Origin of the sequence: Trinickia acidisoli, assembly GCF_017315725.1 — a bacterium.
GTDB classification, from domain to species: domain Bacteria; phylum Pseudomonadota; class Gammaproteobacteria; order Burkholderiales; family Burkholderiaceae; genus Trinickia; species Trinickia acidisoli.
In genome coordinates this window covers 1,133,417-1,149,863 of the sequence record NZ_JAFLRG010000001.1, presented here as the reverse complement: position 1 = coordinate 1,149,863, position 16,447 = coordinate 1,133,417, and the positions used below count along the sequence as shown (strand labels likewise).

General features: G+C 60.2%; 15 protein-coding genes. 11 read left to right on the top strand and 4 right to left on the bottom strand.

Going from position 1 to position 16,447, the window contains the following annotated elements; translation table 11 throughout:
- Positions 1-47 precede the first annotated feature (47 nt).
- Positions 48-479 carry a hypothetical protein gene (locus J3485_RS05335; protein WP_206951509.1) on the bottom strand — a complete coding sequence of 144 codons (432 nt, stop codon included), beginning with the start codon at positions 477-479 and terminating at the stop codon, positions 48-50.
- 270 nt (positions 480-749) lie between these two features.
- Here J3485_RS05335 and J3485_RS05330 point away from each other — a divergent pair, with 270 nt between their 5' ends.
- From J3485_RS05330 to J3485_RS05320, 3 genes are all read left to right on the top strand, one after another.
- The gene (locus J3485_RS05330; protein ID WP_242538492.1) at positions 750-1,466 is read left to right on the top strand and encodes a serine/threonine protein kinase; all 717 of its coding nucleotides are present in this window, start codon (positions 750-752) and stop codon (positions 1,464-1,466) included.
- Between the two features lie 157 nt (positions 1,467-1,623).
- Complete coding sequence (locus tag J3485_RS05325; protein ID WP_206951508.1) at positions 1,624-1,869, top strand: type II toxin-antitoxin system CcdA family antitoxin; 246 nt, start codon at positions 1,624-1,626, stop codon at positions 1,867-1,869.
- Positions 1,779-2,183 (top strand): CcdB family protein, encoded by a 405-nt coding sequence (locus J3485_RS05320; protein WP_309476980.1) that lies wholly within the window; start codon positions 1,779-1,781, stop codon positions 2,181-2,183. Before J3485_RS05325 ends, J3485_RS05320 begins: the two co-directional genes overlap by 91 nt.
- Positions 2,184-2,201: 18 nt before the next feature.
- Here the strand turns inward: J3485_RS05320 and J3485_RS05315 are convergent, their stop codons facing one another.
- Both J3485_RS05315 and J3485_RS05310 read right to left on the bottom strand, forming a co-directional pair.
- Positions 2,202-2,663, bottom strand: coding sequence for a hypothetical protein (locus tag J3485_RS05315; RefSeq protein WP_206951506.1), 462 nt, complete (start codon positions 2,661-2,663; stop codon positions 2,202-2,204).
- Between the two features lie 63 nt (positions 2,664-2,726).
- Positions 2,727-3,368 (bottom strand): DUF6933 domain-containing protein, encoded by a 642-nt coding sequence (locus tag J3485_RS05310; RefSeq protein WP_242538491.1) that lies wholly within the window; start codon positions 3,366-3,368, stop codon positions 2,727-2,729.
- Positions 3,369-3,447: 79 nt separating this feature from the next.
- Here J3485_RS05310 and J3485_RS05305 point away from each other — a divergent pair, with 79 nt between their 5' ends.
- The 8 genes from J3485_RS05305 (at position 3,448) to acnB (ending at position 16,017) form a co-directional block, all read left to right on the top strand.
- On the top strand, positions 3,448-3,723 hold the full coding sequence (locus J3485_RS05305; protein ID WP_206951505.1) for a type II toxin-antitoxin system TacA family antitoxin: 276 nt from the start codon (positions 3,448-3,450) through the stop codon (positions 3,721-3,723).
- Complete coding sequence (locus tag J3485_RS05300) at positions 3,711-4,244, top strand: GNAT family N-acetyltransferase (RefSeq protein WP_242538490.1); 534 nt, start codon at positions 3,711-3,713, stop codon at positions 4,242-4,244. The genes J3485_RS05305 and J3485_RS05300 overlap by 13 nt, the downstream gene beginning before the upstream one ends.
- Positions 4,245-5,046: 802 nt before the next feature.
- Positions 5,047-6,552, top strand: a complete 1,506-nt coding sequence (locus J3485_RS05295) for a beta strand repeat-containing protein (protein ID WP_206951504.1) — start codon at positions 5,047-5,049, stop codon at positions 6,550-6,552.
- Between the two features lie 242 nt (positions 6,553-6,794).
- Complete coding sequence (locus J3485_RS05290) at positions 6,795-8,390, top strand: autotransporter family protein (RefSeq protein ID WP_206951503.1); 1,596 nt, start codon at positions 6,795-6,797, stop codon at positions 8,388-8,390.
- A gap of 2 nt (positions 8,391-8,392) precedes the next feature.
- Positions 8,393-10,480, top strand: a complete 2,088-nt coding sequence (locus tag J3485_RS05285; RefSeq protein ID WP_374192408.1) for a tetratricopeptide repeat-containing sulfotransferase family protein — start codon at positions 8,393-8,395, stop codon at positions 10,478-10,480.
- 430 nt (positions 10,481-10,910) lie between these two features.
- Positions 10,911-11,369 carry a DUF2846 domain-containing protein gene (locus J3485_RS05280; RefSeq protein WP_206951501.1) on the top strand — a complete coding sequence of 153 codons (459 nt, stop codon included), beginning with the start codon at positions 10,911-10,913 and terminating at the stop codon, positions 11,367-11,369.
- Positions 11,370-11,676: 307 nt separating this feature from the next.
- Complete coding sequence (locus J3485_RS05275) at positions 11,677-13,125, top strand: MFS transporter (protein ID WP_242538489.1); 1,449 nt, start codon at positions 11,677-11,679, stop codon at positions 13,123-13,125.
- Positions 13,126-13,431: 306 nt separating this feature from the next.
- Positions 13,432-16,017: a bifunctional aconitate hydratase 2/2-methylisocitrate dehydratase gene (acnB, locus tag J3485_RS05270; protein ID WP_206951500.1), complete on the top strand. Its 2,586-nt coding sequence runs from the start codon at positions 13,432-13,434 to the stop codon at positions 16,015-16,017.
- 102 nt (positions 16,018-16,119) lie between these two features.
- On the opposite strand, the gene J3485_RS05265 is transcribed toward acnB, so the two are convergent.
- On the bottom strand, positions 16,120-16,326 hold the full coding sequence (locus J3485_RS05265) for a hypothetical protein (RefSeq protein WP_206951499.1): 207 nt from the start codon (positions 16,324-16,326) through the stop codon (positions 16,120-16,122).
- Between the last annotated feature and the right edge of the window lie 121 nt (positions 16,327-16,447).

The following is a 16,447-nucleotide window of genomic DNA, read 5'->3' as shown; positions in this document are numbered from 1 at the left end:
AAAAGCGCAGAGTAAACGCGAAACGCCGATAGTTTACAAGCGCGTCGCTATGTCATTGAAAGTAAACGGCCTTTCTCGACGCCGCAGAACAGCGGCCACGTTGTGTATAACGACATGGTCTTAAGGTCATACAGATCGGAGATCCACTGGCAAATCGTTGCAATTTTTCTGCTCTTCAAATCCAGGCGATTGATAACCATAGTCGCACCGGATTTCAGAATTTCTCCCAATTTATTTGGCGTCATTCTACGCCGAATTTCATCCAAATCTTGATATTGAGATGAATATTTTTCTATCGCCACCCTACCTCCAAGTATAATCTTCACATCGTCCTGTCTCTTCGGGTCTAGCGGAAACAGAAGATCATCAAGATCACTCCAGGCAAAGATGGGACCATCAACGATGTTCGAGGCGTGGTAGTGCTGTTTTTCGAAGTATTTCCCGTAGAATTCGGGACGACTTACAGGTATGCGCAACACGGGATGGACTCCTTAGTTGTCACAGACCACGGAGTGTGGTCGCACGAGAAATAATTGAAATAACTGTAGTTATCTCACAATCCCCTTGCAACCCATTTTTCTTTAAATAAGCTGACCGACACATGGAGCGCAGTGCGTGAGCCATCGGGCCCATAAAATGAGCTTGCGGGGGAAGCCAATATTGGGACGGATGTGAAGGGACGTTGCTTGCCGATAACCGATTCCAACTTATCATGTCGAACTGCCTTGGGCATGGATAGCGGAAACGCGATGAATTTAGACTCCACGACTTCTTCTCGTCAGAATTTGCCTCGCGACCCGCTGCGACTCGTGCGCTGGATTGTCATCGGTCATCAATCTCCGAGAGACGCCATTTTCGGGATGGATATGATCGGGTTCGCAAGCAACCACTGCAACCTACGTCATACCGAGGAGCCCGTCACCGTGAGCGATAACATCTGCTGGGTAGTTGATCTCGAAGCGACGCTTGAAGATGCACCGGCCTTGGCACAAAAAGGCCTCCAAGGGCTGGTCCAACAGGGTATTGCGGAATCGATCCCCGATAGCGGAGGCGCACTCAGCGGCGCAGATCTCTATCGCCCGGGGCCCAAAGCGGCCGCCTGGTCGGAGTACATCGCCGACGACTTGCAGCTTTGCGGCGTGGAACTCACGGCAGAGCGCACCGTTTTCCACACAGGCTCCAACAGCGAGCAGATACGCTGCCCGCATTGCGGATCTGATCATGAGTTGGATACGCTGCCCTGGAGCGAGGCGGTCGAGCGATGGCACTCAGAGGCCGACTGCACGCTGATGTGTCGCACGTGCGCTCACTCGGCGCCAATCGTCGACTGGACATTCATCGAATTCGATTGGGCATTCGGGAATCTGGGCTTTGGTTTCAACAACTGGATGATCGACGCACGTCTCGCGGCTGAACTCGGCAACGTCCTCGGACATCGCACGAAGGTTGTATATGAGCACATCTAAAACCCTTCGGATCGTCAGCGCACCTTCGTCACGTCTCCGACTAGCCTGGCAACGATGGCGGCCTCTCCTACGCTCCTGTTCACGAACATGGGCGTCGCAAACCGGCACCTTTATGTGGGATATAATGCGCATAAACTCCCACACCTAGGAGGCAAGCATGCGGCATACGACGACTGACACGGTTCCACGCCGGGCTACCAACATCAGCCTGCCCGAGGATGTCTACAAGGACGCGAAGGAGCTCGGGATCAACTTTTCGCAGACGTGCGAGCGAGCCATCCGACAGGCGGTGCAGGCGGAAAAAGATCGCCAATGGGCGATCAAACACGCGGACTTTATCCAGGCATACAACGACATGATCGAGCGCGACGGCCTGCCGCTTGCCCAGTACCGGACGTTCTGATGGCCCGTTTCGACGTATTCTCCAACCCCGGTGGGCACGCCGGTACGCCTTATGTGGTCGAGGTCCAAGGAAATCATTTGTCCGGACTGGCAACTCGCGCGGTCATCCCGCTGCGCAGGTTGGACCGGATCGCCCCGGTACCGCTTCCACCGGATTTGATCCCCGTGTTCATCATTGAGGGTATTGAGTGCATGCTCGATACCCCGACGCTCGCAGCAATTCCACGGAGCGCGCTGACCAAGCCGGTTAGCTCGCTCGTACATCGGCAAGACGAAATCCTATCGGCGCTAGATAGATTATTTGGCGGGTGGTGACCTTTTCAGCATGCGTGTCTATCTACGTCTCGGCCAAGGTAATTGTCGTTCTCTATCGACTGGACTTAACCTGACGGGCGAAGGTTCAGGCACGAAGCTGCGCAGCCGTTCGCCCAATTCGCGTGGCAAGCTGTAGTAACCAGCCTCGTAATGCAAGAAGAGTCCCAGCGCCGTCGGTTGCCCGCGGGAGGAGTAGCGCCTGCCAACTTCATTGACAGTGAAATCTGGCAGTCTCCCGTATTTCGCTCGAAACCGCTTTCGATCAAAAACCCCATGCGCGGTGTACGCGGCCTCCGTAACCGCTACACGTTGCGTATCGTCCAGACGATCCCAAAGCATGCGCAGCCCATCACCGTCGAGACTCTTCAGGATCTGTCCGACCAGTTGGTCTTTCTTTCCGGTCGGCGTCGTATCAGGCAACCAGCGCATTAGCGATTTCAGTTGGTCCATCGTGAGGCGCGAGAGCACTTCGTTCAACATGTCGATTGGCGCGTTTGGTCTGGCTGGTACAAAGGGGGGTGTCCGGCATTATCGCCGACCTTGTCAGCCCACAGGCGTATTGGATGCGTAGATGCCTTGGCAGAACGAATGTCGATTTCGATCCCCGTTGACCGCCCCATCGTTGCGCAAGGCACCACTACCGGCCGGCTCTCCGGTCAACTCGAACCGGAATATGCTGGCAATCAAGCGACCGCGCCCCCATCGCTCGTCAGCTCTTTCAATGCCCCCCTCTGGAGACACCGGTCCCTTGTAAAGCGGGCTACATGGCGTGCGCGCCAGTTTTAGCGACAGCGCGATGAGTTCGTTCGGTTTGTCGTAGGCACGGTACGCTTCGGCGAGATATGCGAACTGCGTCATGATGCCGACGACGCTGCGATTTTGCGTCCTCGCGTATTTGACGATCTGCATTTCAGGCACTTCCGAGTCGATGAACGGGCGCGGCACGCCGTGGGCGGCCAGTATATCCCCCAGTACCTCCGGGAACCTGACCGCTAAGTTTGCCGCCGGAGCCAAAGGCATCAGCACCGGCAGTAGCGTCCGCTCACTTACGAACATCGCAATCTGCTGCTTCCAGGGCAAAACGGTGGCGTACCAGTTGCCAAGCTTCGTCGTGCTGCTTCCGGCCTCGACCACGTCGGATTTCAGACGCTTGAGCAACTTTTGAGTGCAGCAAAGATACAGCATGAAAAAAAAGGGTAATCGTGCATCGATAGAATATGTACGCCTGTTGTGCTAACATGACGTACGCTTGAAGGAGAATTTCATGAGCACATCTACCCGTTCCGCCCGCCTGGGTTTGCGAGCTACGCCGCAGCAAGAAGCAGTGCTGCGCCGTGCAGCCGAGATCGCGCACAAATCAATGACCGATTTTATTCTCGACAGCGCCTGTCAGGTTGCCGAACGAACGCTACTTGACCAGCGTTTGTTCCTCGTGACCGAAAGCCAATCGCAAGCGCTGCTTGACATGCTCGATCGCCCAATCCAAGACAATGCGGGCTTAAGGGAGCTGTTCTCCCGAACGGCTCCTTGGGAGAACTGATGCCGTTGTCCGCACTGCAAGCACTAGGCGCCAGCCATATATTGGAAGGCTTCGATTGCGGCAAGCCCGGGCTGAATGACTGGCTCCTGCGCCATGCGCGGCAGGCTCAAGCCAGTGGTTCGGCCAAGACCTACGTCGTTACCGAAGATCAGCGCCTAGTCGGATACTACAGCCTGGCCGTAGGGCAAATCGATACTCTCGAGGCACCTGATCGAGTACGCAAAGGGATGGGCGCCTATCCAATCCCTGTTGTCATCCTTGCTCGGCTGGCGGTAGCAATGCAGGACCACGGGCGTGGTGTCGGGACTGGCATGCTGCAAGATGCAATCCGGCGCACAGTGTCCATCGCCGAACAAGTCGGCGTTCGCGCGCTGCTGACACACCCCATCGATGAGGATGCGGCACGCTTCTATCTGCGTTTCGGGTTCGAAGCCTCACCGGTGCGAGAACAGCAATTGCTGCTGTTGCTCAAAGACGCTCGTCGACTACTCATGCCTGCTGTATCGGGCAAACAGAAGTAGGGATCGTCTACGTCATCGTCTATCGACATCTCGCTACATTTCGAGTGACACGCCGGTATTTCTGACGGTATATGCAAGCACCGCTGAATGGCACGCCTTGTAGAACAAGCCTCTTCGGCCGAACTCAACGCAATTGCGCGGTATGTGGAAAGAGTGCTCAGTGCGTCTCAGGAAGGCTAACCGCCATTGAAGTAAGTCGATTTTTGGCGGATCGATTGTCTACCATCGTCTCGCTAAAACCCGCTACAACTGTGATTTGGTGACGATATTTTCGACGGCATACGGCCGCTTTCTGCGGTTCGTAACCGTCACGCATTGAGCATCACACCATTGGGCAGTTCAGCAACCAGTCGTGATGGCAACGACACGTAATCTGCTGGTTGCGACGCATCGATTCCAGTCGGACGACGACGAACTCGTCACCGCTCTAGCCTCGCTGGAACGGGGCGTCGATGAATGCCCCCTCTACACCTAAAAAGTAGTTGGACGCAATTATCGTTTTCATCATCGCAGTGTTTTAAAGTGACATCGCCGGGCGCTTACAACACTGCCTTGACGCGGAAAGCTTCGATCGGCGACCTTTTACAAGGGGCTTAACGACGGAGGCTGGCGTTTTTCAGGACAAATATACCGCCGCAGCCATAAATCGCGGGGGCAAGGTAGTTCTTTTTCAATTGATTTATTACACACAATTACGCATTGCAAGATGCGCAAAAACCCGTTTATATTCCGGACGAAGTGTCGCCGTCCGGGGCAAGGTCAATCTGGGCGATATTTTGCAGCCGACGAAGAGATCCAATCAATGAGCCGCCGCCAGTTACCCAAGCTAACCTCCATCAGCATCGCGCTGGCCTCGATGGTGCCGGCCATAGGCCAAGCGTCGACAACCTGTCCGACCGTGAACAGCGCCACGTCATCTCAGGTCGCTTGGACGAGCGGAGATTGCACGGTAACAAGTTCCATCGTCGTGTCTGGAGCCAGCGCCTTGTCGGCAAGCGGCACGCTTGGCACGCTGACCAATAGCGGCACCATCGATGGTCACGTCGATGGCCTGTCCGATACCGGCAGTATTGCCGTGCTGAACAACACGATTGGCGGCAGCATCGGCGGCAGCGGCGCCAATGCGATCGGTATCGTCCTCAGTATCACTGGATCGATAGGCGCGCTGACCAACAGCGGCACCATCACCGGTTCCAACGCCATCACCAACAATGGCGGAACGATCGGCACACTGACCAACGACAGCATTGTCAGCGGCAGCAATTCGGCGCTGTACAACCCGTCAGGCGTGATCGGCACGCTGACCAATAACGATACGCTGAGCGGTAATCTCTGGGGTATCACAAACGGCGGCACCATCACTACGCTGAACAACACCGGCAGCGGCCGCATCATTGGCAATGGGCTTTCGGGCATCAGCAATTCCGGCACGATCGGGACGCTGACCAACAACGGCATCATCAGCGGTGGCGGCGATGGCATCTCGATGTCCGGCACCGGTTCGATCGACACCCTCACCAACGGCGGCACCATCAGCGGTGGCGGCTTCGGTATCTTGATGTTCGGCGCCAGTTCGATCGGTACGATCATCAACAGCGGCACCATCAGTGGTGGTGGCTACGGCATCTCCAATTCCGGCACCGGCTCGATCGGCGCAATCAACAACAGCGGCATCGCCATCGGCACAGCCGGCAACGGTGGTAGCGGCAGCAACGGTAGCAGCGGCACCGCTGGCGCCGGTGGCAACGGTGGCAGCGGCTACGGCATCAGCAATGCCGGCATCATCACCACGCTGAACAATACCTACGGCACACTCAGCGGCATAGGCGGCAACGGTGGCGCAGGCAGTGCAGGCAGCAATGGCCACAGCAGCGCCGGCAGCGGTGGCAACGGCGGCAATGGCTACGGCATCAGCAACACCGGCGCCATCACTACGCTGACCAACAGCGGCACCATCACCGGTACAGGCGGAAACGGCGGCATCGGTGCCATCGGCAGCGGCGCCACCAGCAGCGGCGGCAATGGCGGCAACGGCTATGGCATCAGCAACATCATCAGCAACAGCGGCACCATCACCACACTGAACAACAGCGGCACCATCATCGGCACAGGCGGCAGCGGCGCCAGTGCCGTCGGCAATGGCAGCGCCGGCAACGGTGGCAACGGCTACGGCGTCAGCAACACCGGCGTCATCGGCGCCCTGACCAACAGCGGCACCATCAGCGGCATAGGCGGTGCAGCCGGCGGCGCGGGGGCACCGTCGGCATCGGCTACGGCATCTACAACAGCGGCACTATCGACACGCTGACCAATAGCGGCCTGATCACCGGCAACGCGTACGCCCTCTACAACGACACCTCCGGTACGTTTGGGACCGTCACCAATTCGGGCACCATCGCGGGTAACCTCACGAACCTGTCCGAAAACAACCTGAACCTCGACGGCGGGACGGGCACGATATTCGGCACGCTGACCGGCTACGGCGGCAGCACGACAGGCACGATCACCAACACCAGTTCGAATCTCGCATTCGGTTTCGGCAACCTGCTGTTGAACGACAATGTCAACGTCGGCAGCCACGCGGTCAACAATAACGGTACGGCCGTGTTGCAGCTCAATCAGCCGATCACGATCACGGGTAACTACAACCAGGCAGGCGGTACGCTGCAGATCGGCGCCGTCAGTTCGACGCAATCCGGCGAGTTGGTGGTAACCGGTAACACGACGATGACCTCGGGGTCGGTGAACATCGTGCCGGCCGGTTATGCCTTGGCCGCCGGCCAGCGGTACTTGGTGGTGGAAACCGCGGGAACGGCGACCTACGGCACTGCCCTGACTTATTCGGCCGGCGCCTTCACCGCCACGGGTACCAGCACCATCACGGCGGGCCAAAATGATCTTGTCGTCACGCTGAGCAGCGGATCGACTCCAACTCCAACTCCAACTCCAACACCGACACCGACACCGACACCGACACCGACACCGACACCGACACCGACACCGACACCGGCGGCAACCGTACCGAATGCCACCGCCGCACTCTCGGGGCTCTCCAGCTACACGGGTCTCAACGCTCAGTTGATGAACCTGGAAAATGCCGCGCTTGCGATCAACCAGTCCGGCTCGGCCACCGCGGCCAACAGCGCCGGCAAGCAATTGGCGCCCATCACGCCGGCCGCGACGAGCCAGGCCGCCGCCGCTCCCACCCTGGACGTGCTCAACATCGTCTCCAGCCACGCCGACAGTCTGAGGCTCGCCCAGACCGATGGCCAGAGCGGGATCTCCACCGGCGAAAGCGCACCGGCCTGGGGCGTATGGGGTCAAGCATTCGGCGGTCACGCCAGTCAGAACGAGCGCGACCAAGTGGACGGCTACAGTGCCAACTTCGGCGGGTTGATGCTGGGCGTGGACCATACCCTCACCGATGCATGGAAAATCGGTGGCGTATTCAGCTACAGCAATGCGGCGATCAACAATACGGGCGACACCGCGGGCGATACGACAAGAGTGAACTCGTATGGCCTGACGGCGTATGCCATCTATGCGGCTCCGACGTGGTACGCGAACTTGTCGGCCGGCGCCGTGCAACAGCGCTACGACACCAATCGTGAGATCGCCTTCACCGGCTTCTCGGGGGATGCGAACGGCAGTTTCAGCGGTACCCAATACGTGGCACGCGCCGAAGCCGGTTATCCGCTCGCGCTGGGCGTCACGACCGTCACGCCGCTGGCGCGCCTCACGTACAGCTATTTGTCACAGAACGCTTATACGGAAACAGGCGGCAACGGGGCGGCGCTGTCGGTAGGCGCCGCCCACACGACGTCGGTGGACAGCGATATCGGCGTCAAGATCGCGCGCAATCTGCCGACCTCGTATGGCACATTCGTGCCCGAACTGCAGTTGGCCTGGCGTCACGAATACGACAACACCCGCGTGCAGACCACCTCCAGCTACGCGGCGGATCCGACCGGGCAAACCAGCTTCACGTCGCTCGGCGCCAGCCCGATCATGAACTCGGCGGTGATTTCGGCGGGCGTGACACTGCTGCGCGCGCACAACCTGAGCGTAACCGCGCACTATGAGGTCGAGGCCGGATCGGGTTATGTGGCGCAGGCCGGAAGCCTGCGCTTGCGCCAGATCTTCTAAGCATGTCGAGCGCGCCGATATCGCCCGACGCGATGAACATTCCGGCAGCGCTGAGCCAGGCTCGCGCCCACTGGAACGCCGGCCAAGCGGACCAGGCCGAACAATTGTGCCTGCAGGTGCTGGCCGCATGGCCCGGCCACGCCGAGGCCTTACACATGCTCGGACTGATGGCGCACGCTCTCGGCAATCTGGATCTGGCGATCCGTCATCTGCGCCAAGCGTGCCTCGCCCCGCGCGCACCCGCAGTCTATTCGAGCGACCTGGCCGAGCTATTGCGCCAGAAGGGCATGTTGACCGAAGGTGAAGAAGCCGCCCGGCGCGCGGTGACAATGGACCCGACCTTGGTGTCCGGTTGGAACAACCTGGGCATCCTGCTGCAGGAGGCCGGCAAGCTGGAACAGAGCCTTGCGTGCCTGGAGCGGGCGGTGGCGCTTCAACCCGACTGGGCCGAAGCGCACAACAATCTAGGCAATACCTACGGACGTATGAGGCGGATGGATCGTGCCGAAGTGCATTACCGCCATGCGCTGAAGCTCAATCCGTCTTGTGCCAGTGCGCACAGCAACCTCTCGTTTCTGCTCGGCTCCTTAGGACATTACGCGCAGGCGGTCAGCGAAGCGCGCACGGCAATCGATCTCGCCCCGCATCTGGTGGACGCGTATCTGAATCTGGCCGAAGTCGAATCCTCTTACCTGCACTACGCCTCCGCGCTGGCTGTGCTGGATGCGTTGCACGGCTTCGCACCCGCGCATCCGCAAGGCCTGATCGCACGTGCGCGGGTACTACGGCAAATCGAGCGCTACGACGAAGCGCTCGCCTGTGCGCGTCAAGCGGTGGCCCTCGCGCCGGGCCGGGCCGATGCCCACAACGTGCTGGGGCAAGTGTTGCAGAGCTTGGCCAGACACGACGAGGCGATGGCGGCCTTCGAGACATCGGCTGCGCTACCGGGCACAGTGGCCGAAGATGCGTTGATCGGGCAGGCCATGCTGCTGATGGAAGCTGGCCGCAAGGACGATGCGCTGACGGCCTTCGACCGCGTGCAGGAGAGGTTCCCCGATTCCGTGCGTGCACTGGCGGGTAGGGCCGATATCAAAACGTTCAGCGCGAACGACCCGGATATCCAGCGGATGGAAGCGTGGCTTGCCGAAAGCGAGCAACGCCCGTTATCCGATGGGACCGACATGCATTTCGCGCTGGGTAAGGCCTATCTGGACATCGGCGACGCGCAACGTGCGTTCCACCACCTCGATATCGGCAACCGCCAGAAGCGCGCAAGTTTCACGTATGACGTCGACGCCGCGGCCACGTGGATGAAACGCACCGCCGCGACATTCACGCCCGATCGCCTAGCTCAGTTCCAGGGAGCTGGAGCCCAGTCGGATCTGCCGGTGTTCGTGATCGGCATGCCGCGTTCGGGCACAACACTGGTCGAACAGATCATGTCCTCGCACCCGCAGGTCACGGGTGCCGGCGAGTTGTCGGCGCTGCGTCTCGTCATCGAAAGCCACGGTACGTTTCCCGACTCGCTCGACAGCATGACATCCGATGACGTCGAGCGCCTGGGTCACGCCTATCTGGCTCGGGTGACTCCATTGGCCGAAGGCCGCCCGCGCCTGGTCGATAAGATGCCGGCCAATTTCTTTTACGCCGGACTGGTCGCAGCGATACTGCCCGGTGCGCGCATCATCCATTGCCGGCGCAATCCGGTCGACACCTGCCTGTCCTGCTACACCAAGCAATTCGCCGGCGAACAACTGTTCACCTACGATCAGACCGAACTCGGTGTGTTCTACCGCAGCTACGAGGCGCTGATGGCGCATTGGCGCAACGTGTTGCCGCCCCAGCGCTTGATCGAGATCGATTACGAGGCCGTGGTGGACGATCTCGAGAGCCAAGCCAGGCGGCTTATCGCCTTTCTTGGCCTACAGTGGGACGAGGCCTGCCTGCACTTTCATCAGACACGGCGCGTGGTCCGCACCGCCAGCGTCAACCAGGTCCGCCAGCCGATCTACACCGCCTCGAAGGGGCGTTGGCAGAAATACGCCGACTATCTAGGCCCCCTGCTGTCGGCGCTGCGCATCGATGCGTGATAAATTCGGCACGTTGCCGTGCGGCGCGAGCTCAATCAAAATAAATGACAGTTGCCGTAAAGTCTCTACCCGCGCATTCCTGCGGTTTCTAGAGCAGCGGGGTTTGATTGATTCGGCCTCCGAAGTCGAGCGAGGCGCGATCCTCGCCGAGAGGCAATGCTCCGAGATTCGTTTTCCGCCGAAATGACTGAAAGCCCTTCCTGACACAAGGCTTCAATCATGACCGGTTTGGGCGGGCCGCGCATATCGGTGTAAATCATCGAGTAAATCGTCTCATGACCGACGCGCTGGCTCGGGTGCAGTCGAAGCACCCCGAATTGAATACCCCCTAAAGAATTGGCGCTGCACCGCCGTAAACCAGGGGTGCTCGGGACAGACGGAATATAGGGGCCGCACCGCCGAGCACCTTCTGGTTCATGGAGACCCTTGAATGAATAAGTTTTATCGAACGCTATTGATTTCAACCGGTGCGGCGTTGCTCGCCGCAGGCTGCGCATCGGGCCCGCAGTACAAGGACGTAGCATCCGCCATCCCTACGCTCCCCCCCGATCACGGTCGCATCTATTTCTTCCGCCCGGGTAACTTTGGTGGATCGGCGATCCAGCCTGAAATCAAGCTCAACGATAAGGTCGTCGGACGTTCGATCCCTGGCGGTTTCTTCTTCGTTGATGAAGAGCCGGGCGAATACACGGTCTCGACCTCGACCGAGGTGAAGCGCGACATTAAGTTCACGCTTCATGCCGGCGACACGAAATACGTGCGTACCACCGTCAGCATGGGTTTGTTCGTTGGGCATATCACGCCGACGCTAGATGATCCGGATACCGGCCCTCAAGAGATCGACCAACTCAAGTATGTCGGCGCCCCGTTGAGTACCGCCGCGAAATAACGCTTCACCGCCGCCGGCCGCCTTGCTTCATCATCGAGCAGAGCGGTCGGCGCATCGAGCAATAAGAAACAAGGCGCCACTGGCGCCTTTTTTATTTTTGTTGGCGATAAAACATTCCTCCGAAACCATTACAGATAATACCGGTATAAACACTTGCCTTGATCGATAAGTTGTTTTTGGCATAATTGCTCGACATTTTTCGGGCAAGGTGAATGAATGCTAATCAGCACGCCTCAAATCTCGAATCACTCATCCACCAAAAATAGGAGAAGAGATTCTCTGCCGACGTAGTGCGCGCGATAAATCTATGCAGATAGCCATCAAGATGAGAGAACAGAACACCGCCCCACACCCGATGACAGACGGCTTGCCCAATCCGCAACGCTGCTTCGCTTTCATCACGATTTCGATCGCCATCACGATGGCCGTTCTCGACAGTTCGCTCGTGAGCGTCGCATTGCCGACGATCGGCCATGACCTGTCGGTCTCGCCCGCGCAAGCCATCTGGGTCATCAACGCGTACCAGCTCGCGATCACGGTGTTGTTGCTGCCGCTCGCCGTGCTCGGCGACATCATCGGATACAAACGCATCTATTGGTGGGGACTCGCCGTGTTTGCCGCGGCTTCGCTCGCCTGTGCCAACGCGCATACGCTGCCTGTGCTGACGTTGGCGCGCGTCGTCCAGGGCGTCGGTGCAGCCGGCATCATGAGCGTGAACATCGCTCTCGTTCGGATCATCTATCCGAAATCGATGCTCGGCGTCGGCGTCGGCTACGCATCGCTCGTTGTCGCCGTCTCTTCGGCAGCAGGGCCGAGCATCGCGTCGGCCATCCTCTCCGTCGCGCACTGGCAGTGGCTGTTCCTCGTCAACGTGCCGCTCGGCCTCGTGGCACTGGCAATCGGCGCGCGTTCGCTGCCGATCACCCCAACCTCCGGCAAGCGCCTGAACTTGCTGAGCGCGTTTCTCAATGCAGTTACGTTCGGCTTGTTGATTTCGGGGCTCGCTACGCTGAGCAACGCCGGCTCGGCGCAACGCGGCATCGAGGTGATCGGTGCCGCGTTGGCCGTCGGTGTCGTCTTCATTCGGCGCGAGAACCGTCTCGCTGAACCGATGTTGCCGATCGATCTCTTGAGAATGCGCGTCTTTTCGTTGTCGATGGTCACGTCGATCTGCTCGTTCGCGGCCCAAACAATAGCCTTCGTCGCGCTGCCGTTCTATTTCGAGCAAACGCTCGGCCATTCCGAAACCCAAACCGGGCTACTCATGACGCCCTGGCCCGTCGTGACGGCACTGATCGCCCCGCTCGCAGGCCGACTCTCCGATCGCATGCCGGCCGAACGCATCAGTTGCGTCGGCCTCGTCCTGCTGGGTACGGGCCTCGGCTCGCTCTGCTGGATCGGCCATGCGCCCTCCCCACTCGACATCGGTTGGCGTTTGGCGCTATGCGGCCTCGGCTTCGGCTTGTTTCAGTCGCCGAACAATCGCGTCATCATGGGCAGCGCGCCACGAGCACGCAGCGCAGGCGCGTCCGGATTGCAGTCGATGGGCCGCCTGCTCGGCCAGTCTATCGGCGCTGTCGTCGTCGCGCTCGCATTCGGGTTCGCCCATGAAAGGGCGGCGATCGTCGCTACGTCCATTGGCTCGCTGCTCGCATTATTCGGCGCCGGTGCGAGCCTCTTTCGGAAAACGGGAGCCCGCCCGGAGAACGAGCCAACCTCGACGATCGTCTCGCAACCTGCCGTGTCGGATCGATGATCCGCTCGCCGCTTGCGCCTGAGTGCATGGAGTAACAACGGCTTGCCGCCGATCATCTCCGCTTCCGCCGACAAGAGCCAGAATTGCCCTGAGTGCCTTGTGCGACAAGGCACTCAGGTAAGTAGCCCGGCTTCGCACGAAAAGTACGATTCACTCCCATAGCGATGACTTTTAACTCTTATATAAGACATAAGACATTTGACTTCGCACGATATTGCGACTAGACTTCGCGACCGAAGCAGTGCCCGGAACCGCCCGGAGTGCCTGAAAAGCCTTCCCCTCAAACGCAATATGAGCAGGTCCCCCATGCTTGAAAACTTTCGTGCTCACGTGGCCGCCCGCGCCGCGCTCGGTATTCCCCCCCTGCCGCTGACGGCTCAGCAGACCGCCGAACTGGTGGAACTGCTGACGAATCCGCCTGCCGGCGAAGAGCAGGCCCTGCTCGACCTGATTACCCACCGCGTGCCCGCCGGCGTGGACGAAGCGGCCCGCGTGAAAGCGGGCTTCCTGGCCGCTGTGGCCAAAGGCCAGACCGTCTGCGCGCTGATCTCGCGCGAGCGCGCCACCGAATTGCTCGGCACGATGCTGGGCGGCTACAACATCGAGCCGCTGATCGCGCTGCTGTCCGACGCCGGCGTAGCCGCCGTGGCCGCCGATGCGCTGAAGAAAACCCTCCTGATGTTCGACCAGTTCCACGACGTCAAGGAGTTGGCCGAACAGGGCAACGCCCACGCCAAGGCCGTGATGCAAAGCTGGGCCGACGCCGAGTGGTTCACCAGCCGTCCGGAAGTACCGCCAAGTCTGACCATCACTGTCTTCAAGGTGACGGGCGAAACCAACACCGACGACCTATCCCCGGCCCCGGATGCCACCACCCGCCCGGACATCCCGATGCACGCGCTGGCGATGCTGAAGAACGCCCGCCCCGGTATCACGCCGGAAGAGGACGGCAAGCGTGGCCCGGTCAAGTTCATTGAATCGCTGAAGGAAAAAGGCCACCTGGTGGCGTACGTGGGCGACGTGGTCGGCACCGGCTCCTCGCGCAAGTCGGCCACCAATTCGGTGCTGTGGTTCACGGGTGAAGACATCCCCTTCGTCCCGAACAAGCGCTTCGGCGGCGTATGCCTGGGCGGCAAGATCGCCCCGATCTTCTACAACACGATGGAAGACGCCGGCGCCCTGCCGATCGAACTCGACGTGTCGAAGATGGAAATGGGCGACGTCGTCGAACTGCGCCCATACGACGGCAAGGCCTTGAAGAACGGCGAAGTGATCGCCGAGTTTCAGGTCAGGTCCGACGTGCTGTTCGATGAAGTGCGCGCCGGCGGCCGCATTCCCTTGATCGTCGGCCGTGGATTGACCGCCAAGGCACGTGAAGCCTTGGGTCTCGCTCCGTCGACGCTGTTCCGCCTGCCGCACCAGCCGGCCGACAGCGGCAAGGGCTTCTCGCTGGCCCAGAAGATGGTCGGCCGCGCCTGCGGCCTGCCGGAAGGCCAGGGCGTCCGACCGGGCGCGTATTGCGAACCGAAAATGACCTCGGTCGGCTCGCAGGACACCACGGGCCCCATGACCCGCGACGAGCTCAAAGACCTGGCGTGCCTGGGCTTCTCGGCCGACCTCGTCATGCAGTCGTTCTGCCACACGGCCGCTTATCCGAAGCCGGTGGACGTGAAGACTCATCAGACCCTGCCCAACTTCATCAGCACCCGTGGCGGCATCGCGCTGCGCCCGGGCGACGGCGTGATCCACTCGTGGCTGAACCGCATGCTGCTGCCCGACACCGTGGGCACCGGCGGCGACTCGCACACGCGCTTCCCGATCGGCATCAGCTTCCCGGCCGGTTCGGGCCTGGTCGCCTTTGCGGCCGCCACCGGCACGATGCCGCTAGACATGCCGGAATCGGTGCTGGTCCGCTTCAAAGGCAAGATGCAGCCTGGCGTGACCCTGCGTGACCTCGTCAATGCGATTCCGCTGTACGCGATCAAGCAAGGCATGCTGACGGTTGCCAAACAAGGCAAGAAGAACATCTTCTCGGGCCGCATTCTCGAAATCGAAGGCCTGCCCGATCTGAAGGTCGAGCAAGCGTTCGAATTGTCGGATGCCTCGGCCGAGCGCTCGGCCGCCGGTTGCACGGTCCACCTGAATAAGGCGCCGATCATCGAATACCTGAACAGCAACGTCACGCTGCTGAAGTGGATGATCGCCGAGGGCTACCAGGATCCGCGCAGCCTGCAGCGCCGCGTCACGGCGATGGAGCAATGGCTGGCCGACCCGCAACTGCTGTCGCCGGATGCCGACGCCGAGTACGCGGCCGTCATCGAGATCGACCTCGCCGATATCCACGAGCCGATCGTGGCTTGCCCGAATGATCCGGACGACGTGAAAACGCTGTCGGACGTGGCGGGTGCCAAGATCGACGAAGTGTTCATCGGCTCGTGCATGACCAACATCGGTCACTTCCGTGCCGCGTCGAAGTTGCTGGAGGGTAAGCGCGACATCCCGGTCAAGCTGTGGGTGGCTCCGCCGACCAAGATGGACCAGAAGCAGCTAACCGAGGAAGGCCACTACGGCGTCTTCGGCACGGCCGGCGCCCGTACCGAAATGCCGGGCTGCTCGCTGTGCATGGGCAACCAAGCGCAGGTGCGCGAAGGCGCGACGGTCATGTCGACCTCGACCCGCAACTTCCCGAACCGCCTGGGCAAGAACACGAACGTGTACCTCGGCTCGGCGGAACTGGCGGCAATCTGCTCGCGTCTGGGCAAGATCCCGACCAAGGACGAGTACATGGCCGATATGGGCGTGCTCAACGCCAACGGCGACAAGATCTACAAGTACATGAACTTCGACCAGATCGAGGACTTCAAGGCAGTGGCCGACACCGTGACGATGTAAGCGTGCCGCCGCGCCGCGGCGTGCTGTTCTCGCGGTAGCGCCACGCAATGGCGCCGCAGGCCCTTAGCCTGCGGCGCCATTCCTTTTGGTGCGCCGCGTCCGTTAGCTTCCCTCTTTCGGCCCTCCCAGCAGCCGATCGAGCATGACACGGCCGCGCTGCGTCAAGTGCAGGACGGACACGTCGTCGCACTCGTCGACAAAGACGAGCCGATACCGCTGCAATGCCGCGAGGTTTTCGTCGATGCGCCGCGCGGAAACCGGCTTATCGTTCAGCAGCAGCAACGCCGAGATTTCGTGAGGACTGAGCATCGGTATCTCTCCTTCGTTTGAACAACGAAATCAAGCCTAGACGTCCATACCCGCTGCCGGGCTACTGCTTTATCTCGGTCTATTACAACGTAACGGACACAACGAAAAAACCGCGTCGCGC

Coding starts and splice junctions, on each gene's coding strand:
- J3485_RS05330 (WP_242538492.1), top strand. CDS start 750: ATGAATTTAGACTCCACGACTTCTTCTCGTCAGAATTTGCCTCGCGAC.
- J3485_RS05325 (WP_206951508.1), top strand. CDS start 1,624: ATGCGGCATACGACGACTGACACGGTTCCACGCCGGGCTACCAACATC.
- J3485_RS05320 (WP_309476980.1), top strand. CDS start 1,779: ATGGGCGATCAAACACGCGGACTTTATCCAGGCATACAACGACATGAT.
- J3485_RS05315 (WP_206951506.1), bottom strand. CDS start 2,663: ATGTTGAACGAAGTGCTCTCGCGCCTCACGATGGACCAACTGAAATCG.
- J3485_RS05310 (WP_242538491.1), bottom strand. CDS start 3,368: ATGCTGTATCTTTGCTGCACTCAAAAGTTGCTCAAGCGTCTGAAATCC.
- J3485_RS05305 (WP_206951505.1), top strand. CDS start 3,448: ATGAGCACATCTACCCGTTCCGCCCGCCTGGGTTTGCGAGCTACGCCG.
- J3485_RS05295 (WP_206951504.1), top strand. CDS start 5,047: ATGAGCCGCCGCCAGTTACCCAAGCTAACCTCCATCAGCATCGCGCTG.
- J3485_RS05285 (WP_374192408.1), top strand. CDS start 8,393: ATGTCGAGCGCGCCGATATCGCCCGACGCGATGAACATTCCGGCAGCG.
- J3485_RS05280 (WP_206951501.1), top strand. CDS start 10,911: ATGAATAAGTTTTATCGAACGCTATTGATTTCAACCGGTGCGGCGTTG.
- J3485_RS05275 (WP_242538489.1), top strand. CDS start 11,677: ATGCAGATAGCCATCAAGATGAGAGAACAGAACACCGCCCCACACCCG.
- acnB (WP_206951500.1), top strand. CDS start 13,432: ATGCTTGAAAACTTTCGTGCTCACGTGGCCGCCCGCGCCGCGCTCGGT.
- J3485_RS05265 (WP_206951499.1), bottom strand. CDS start 16,326: ATGCTCAGTCCTCACGAAATCTCGGCGTTGCTGCTGCTGAACGATAAG.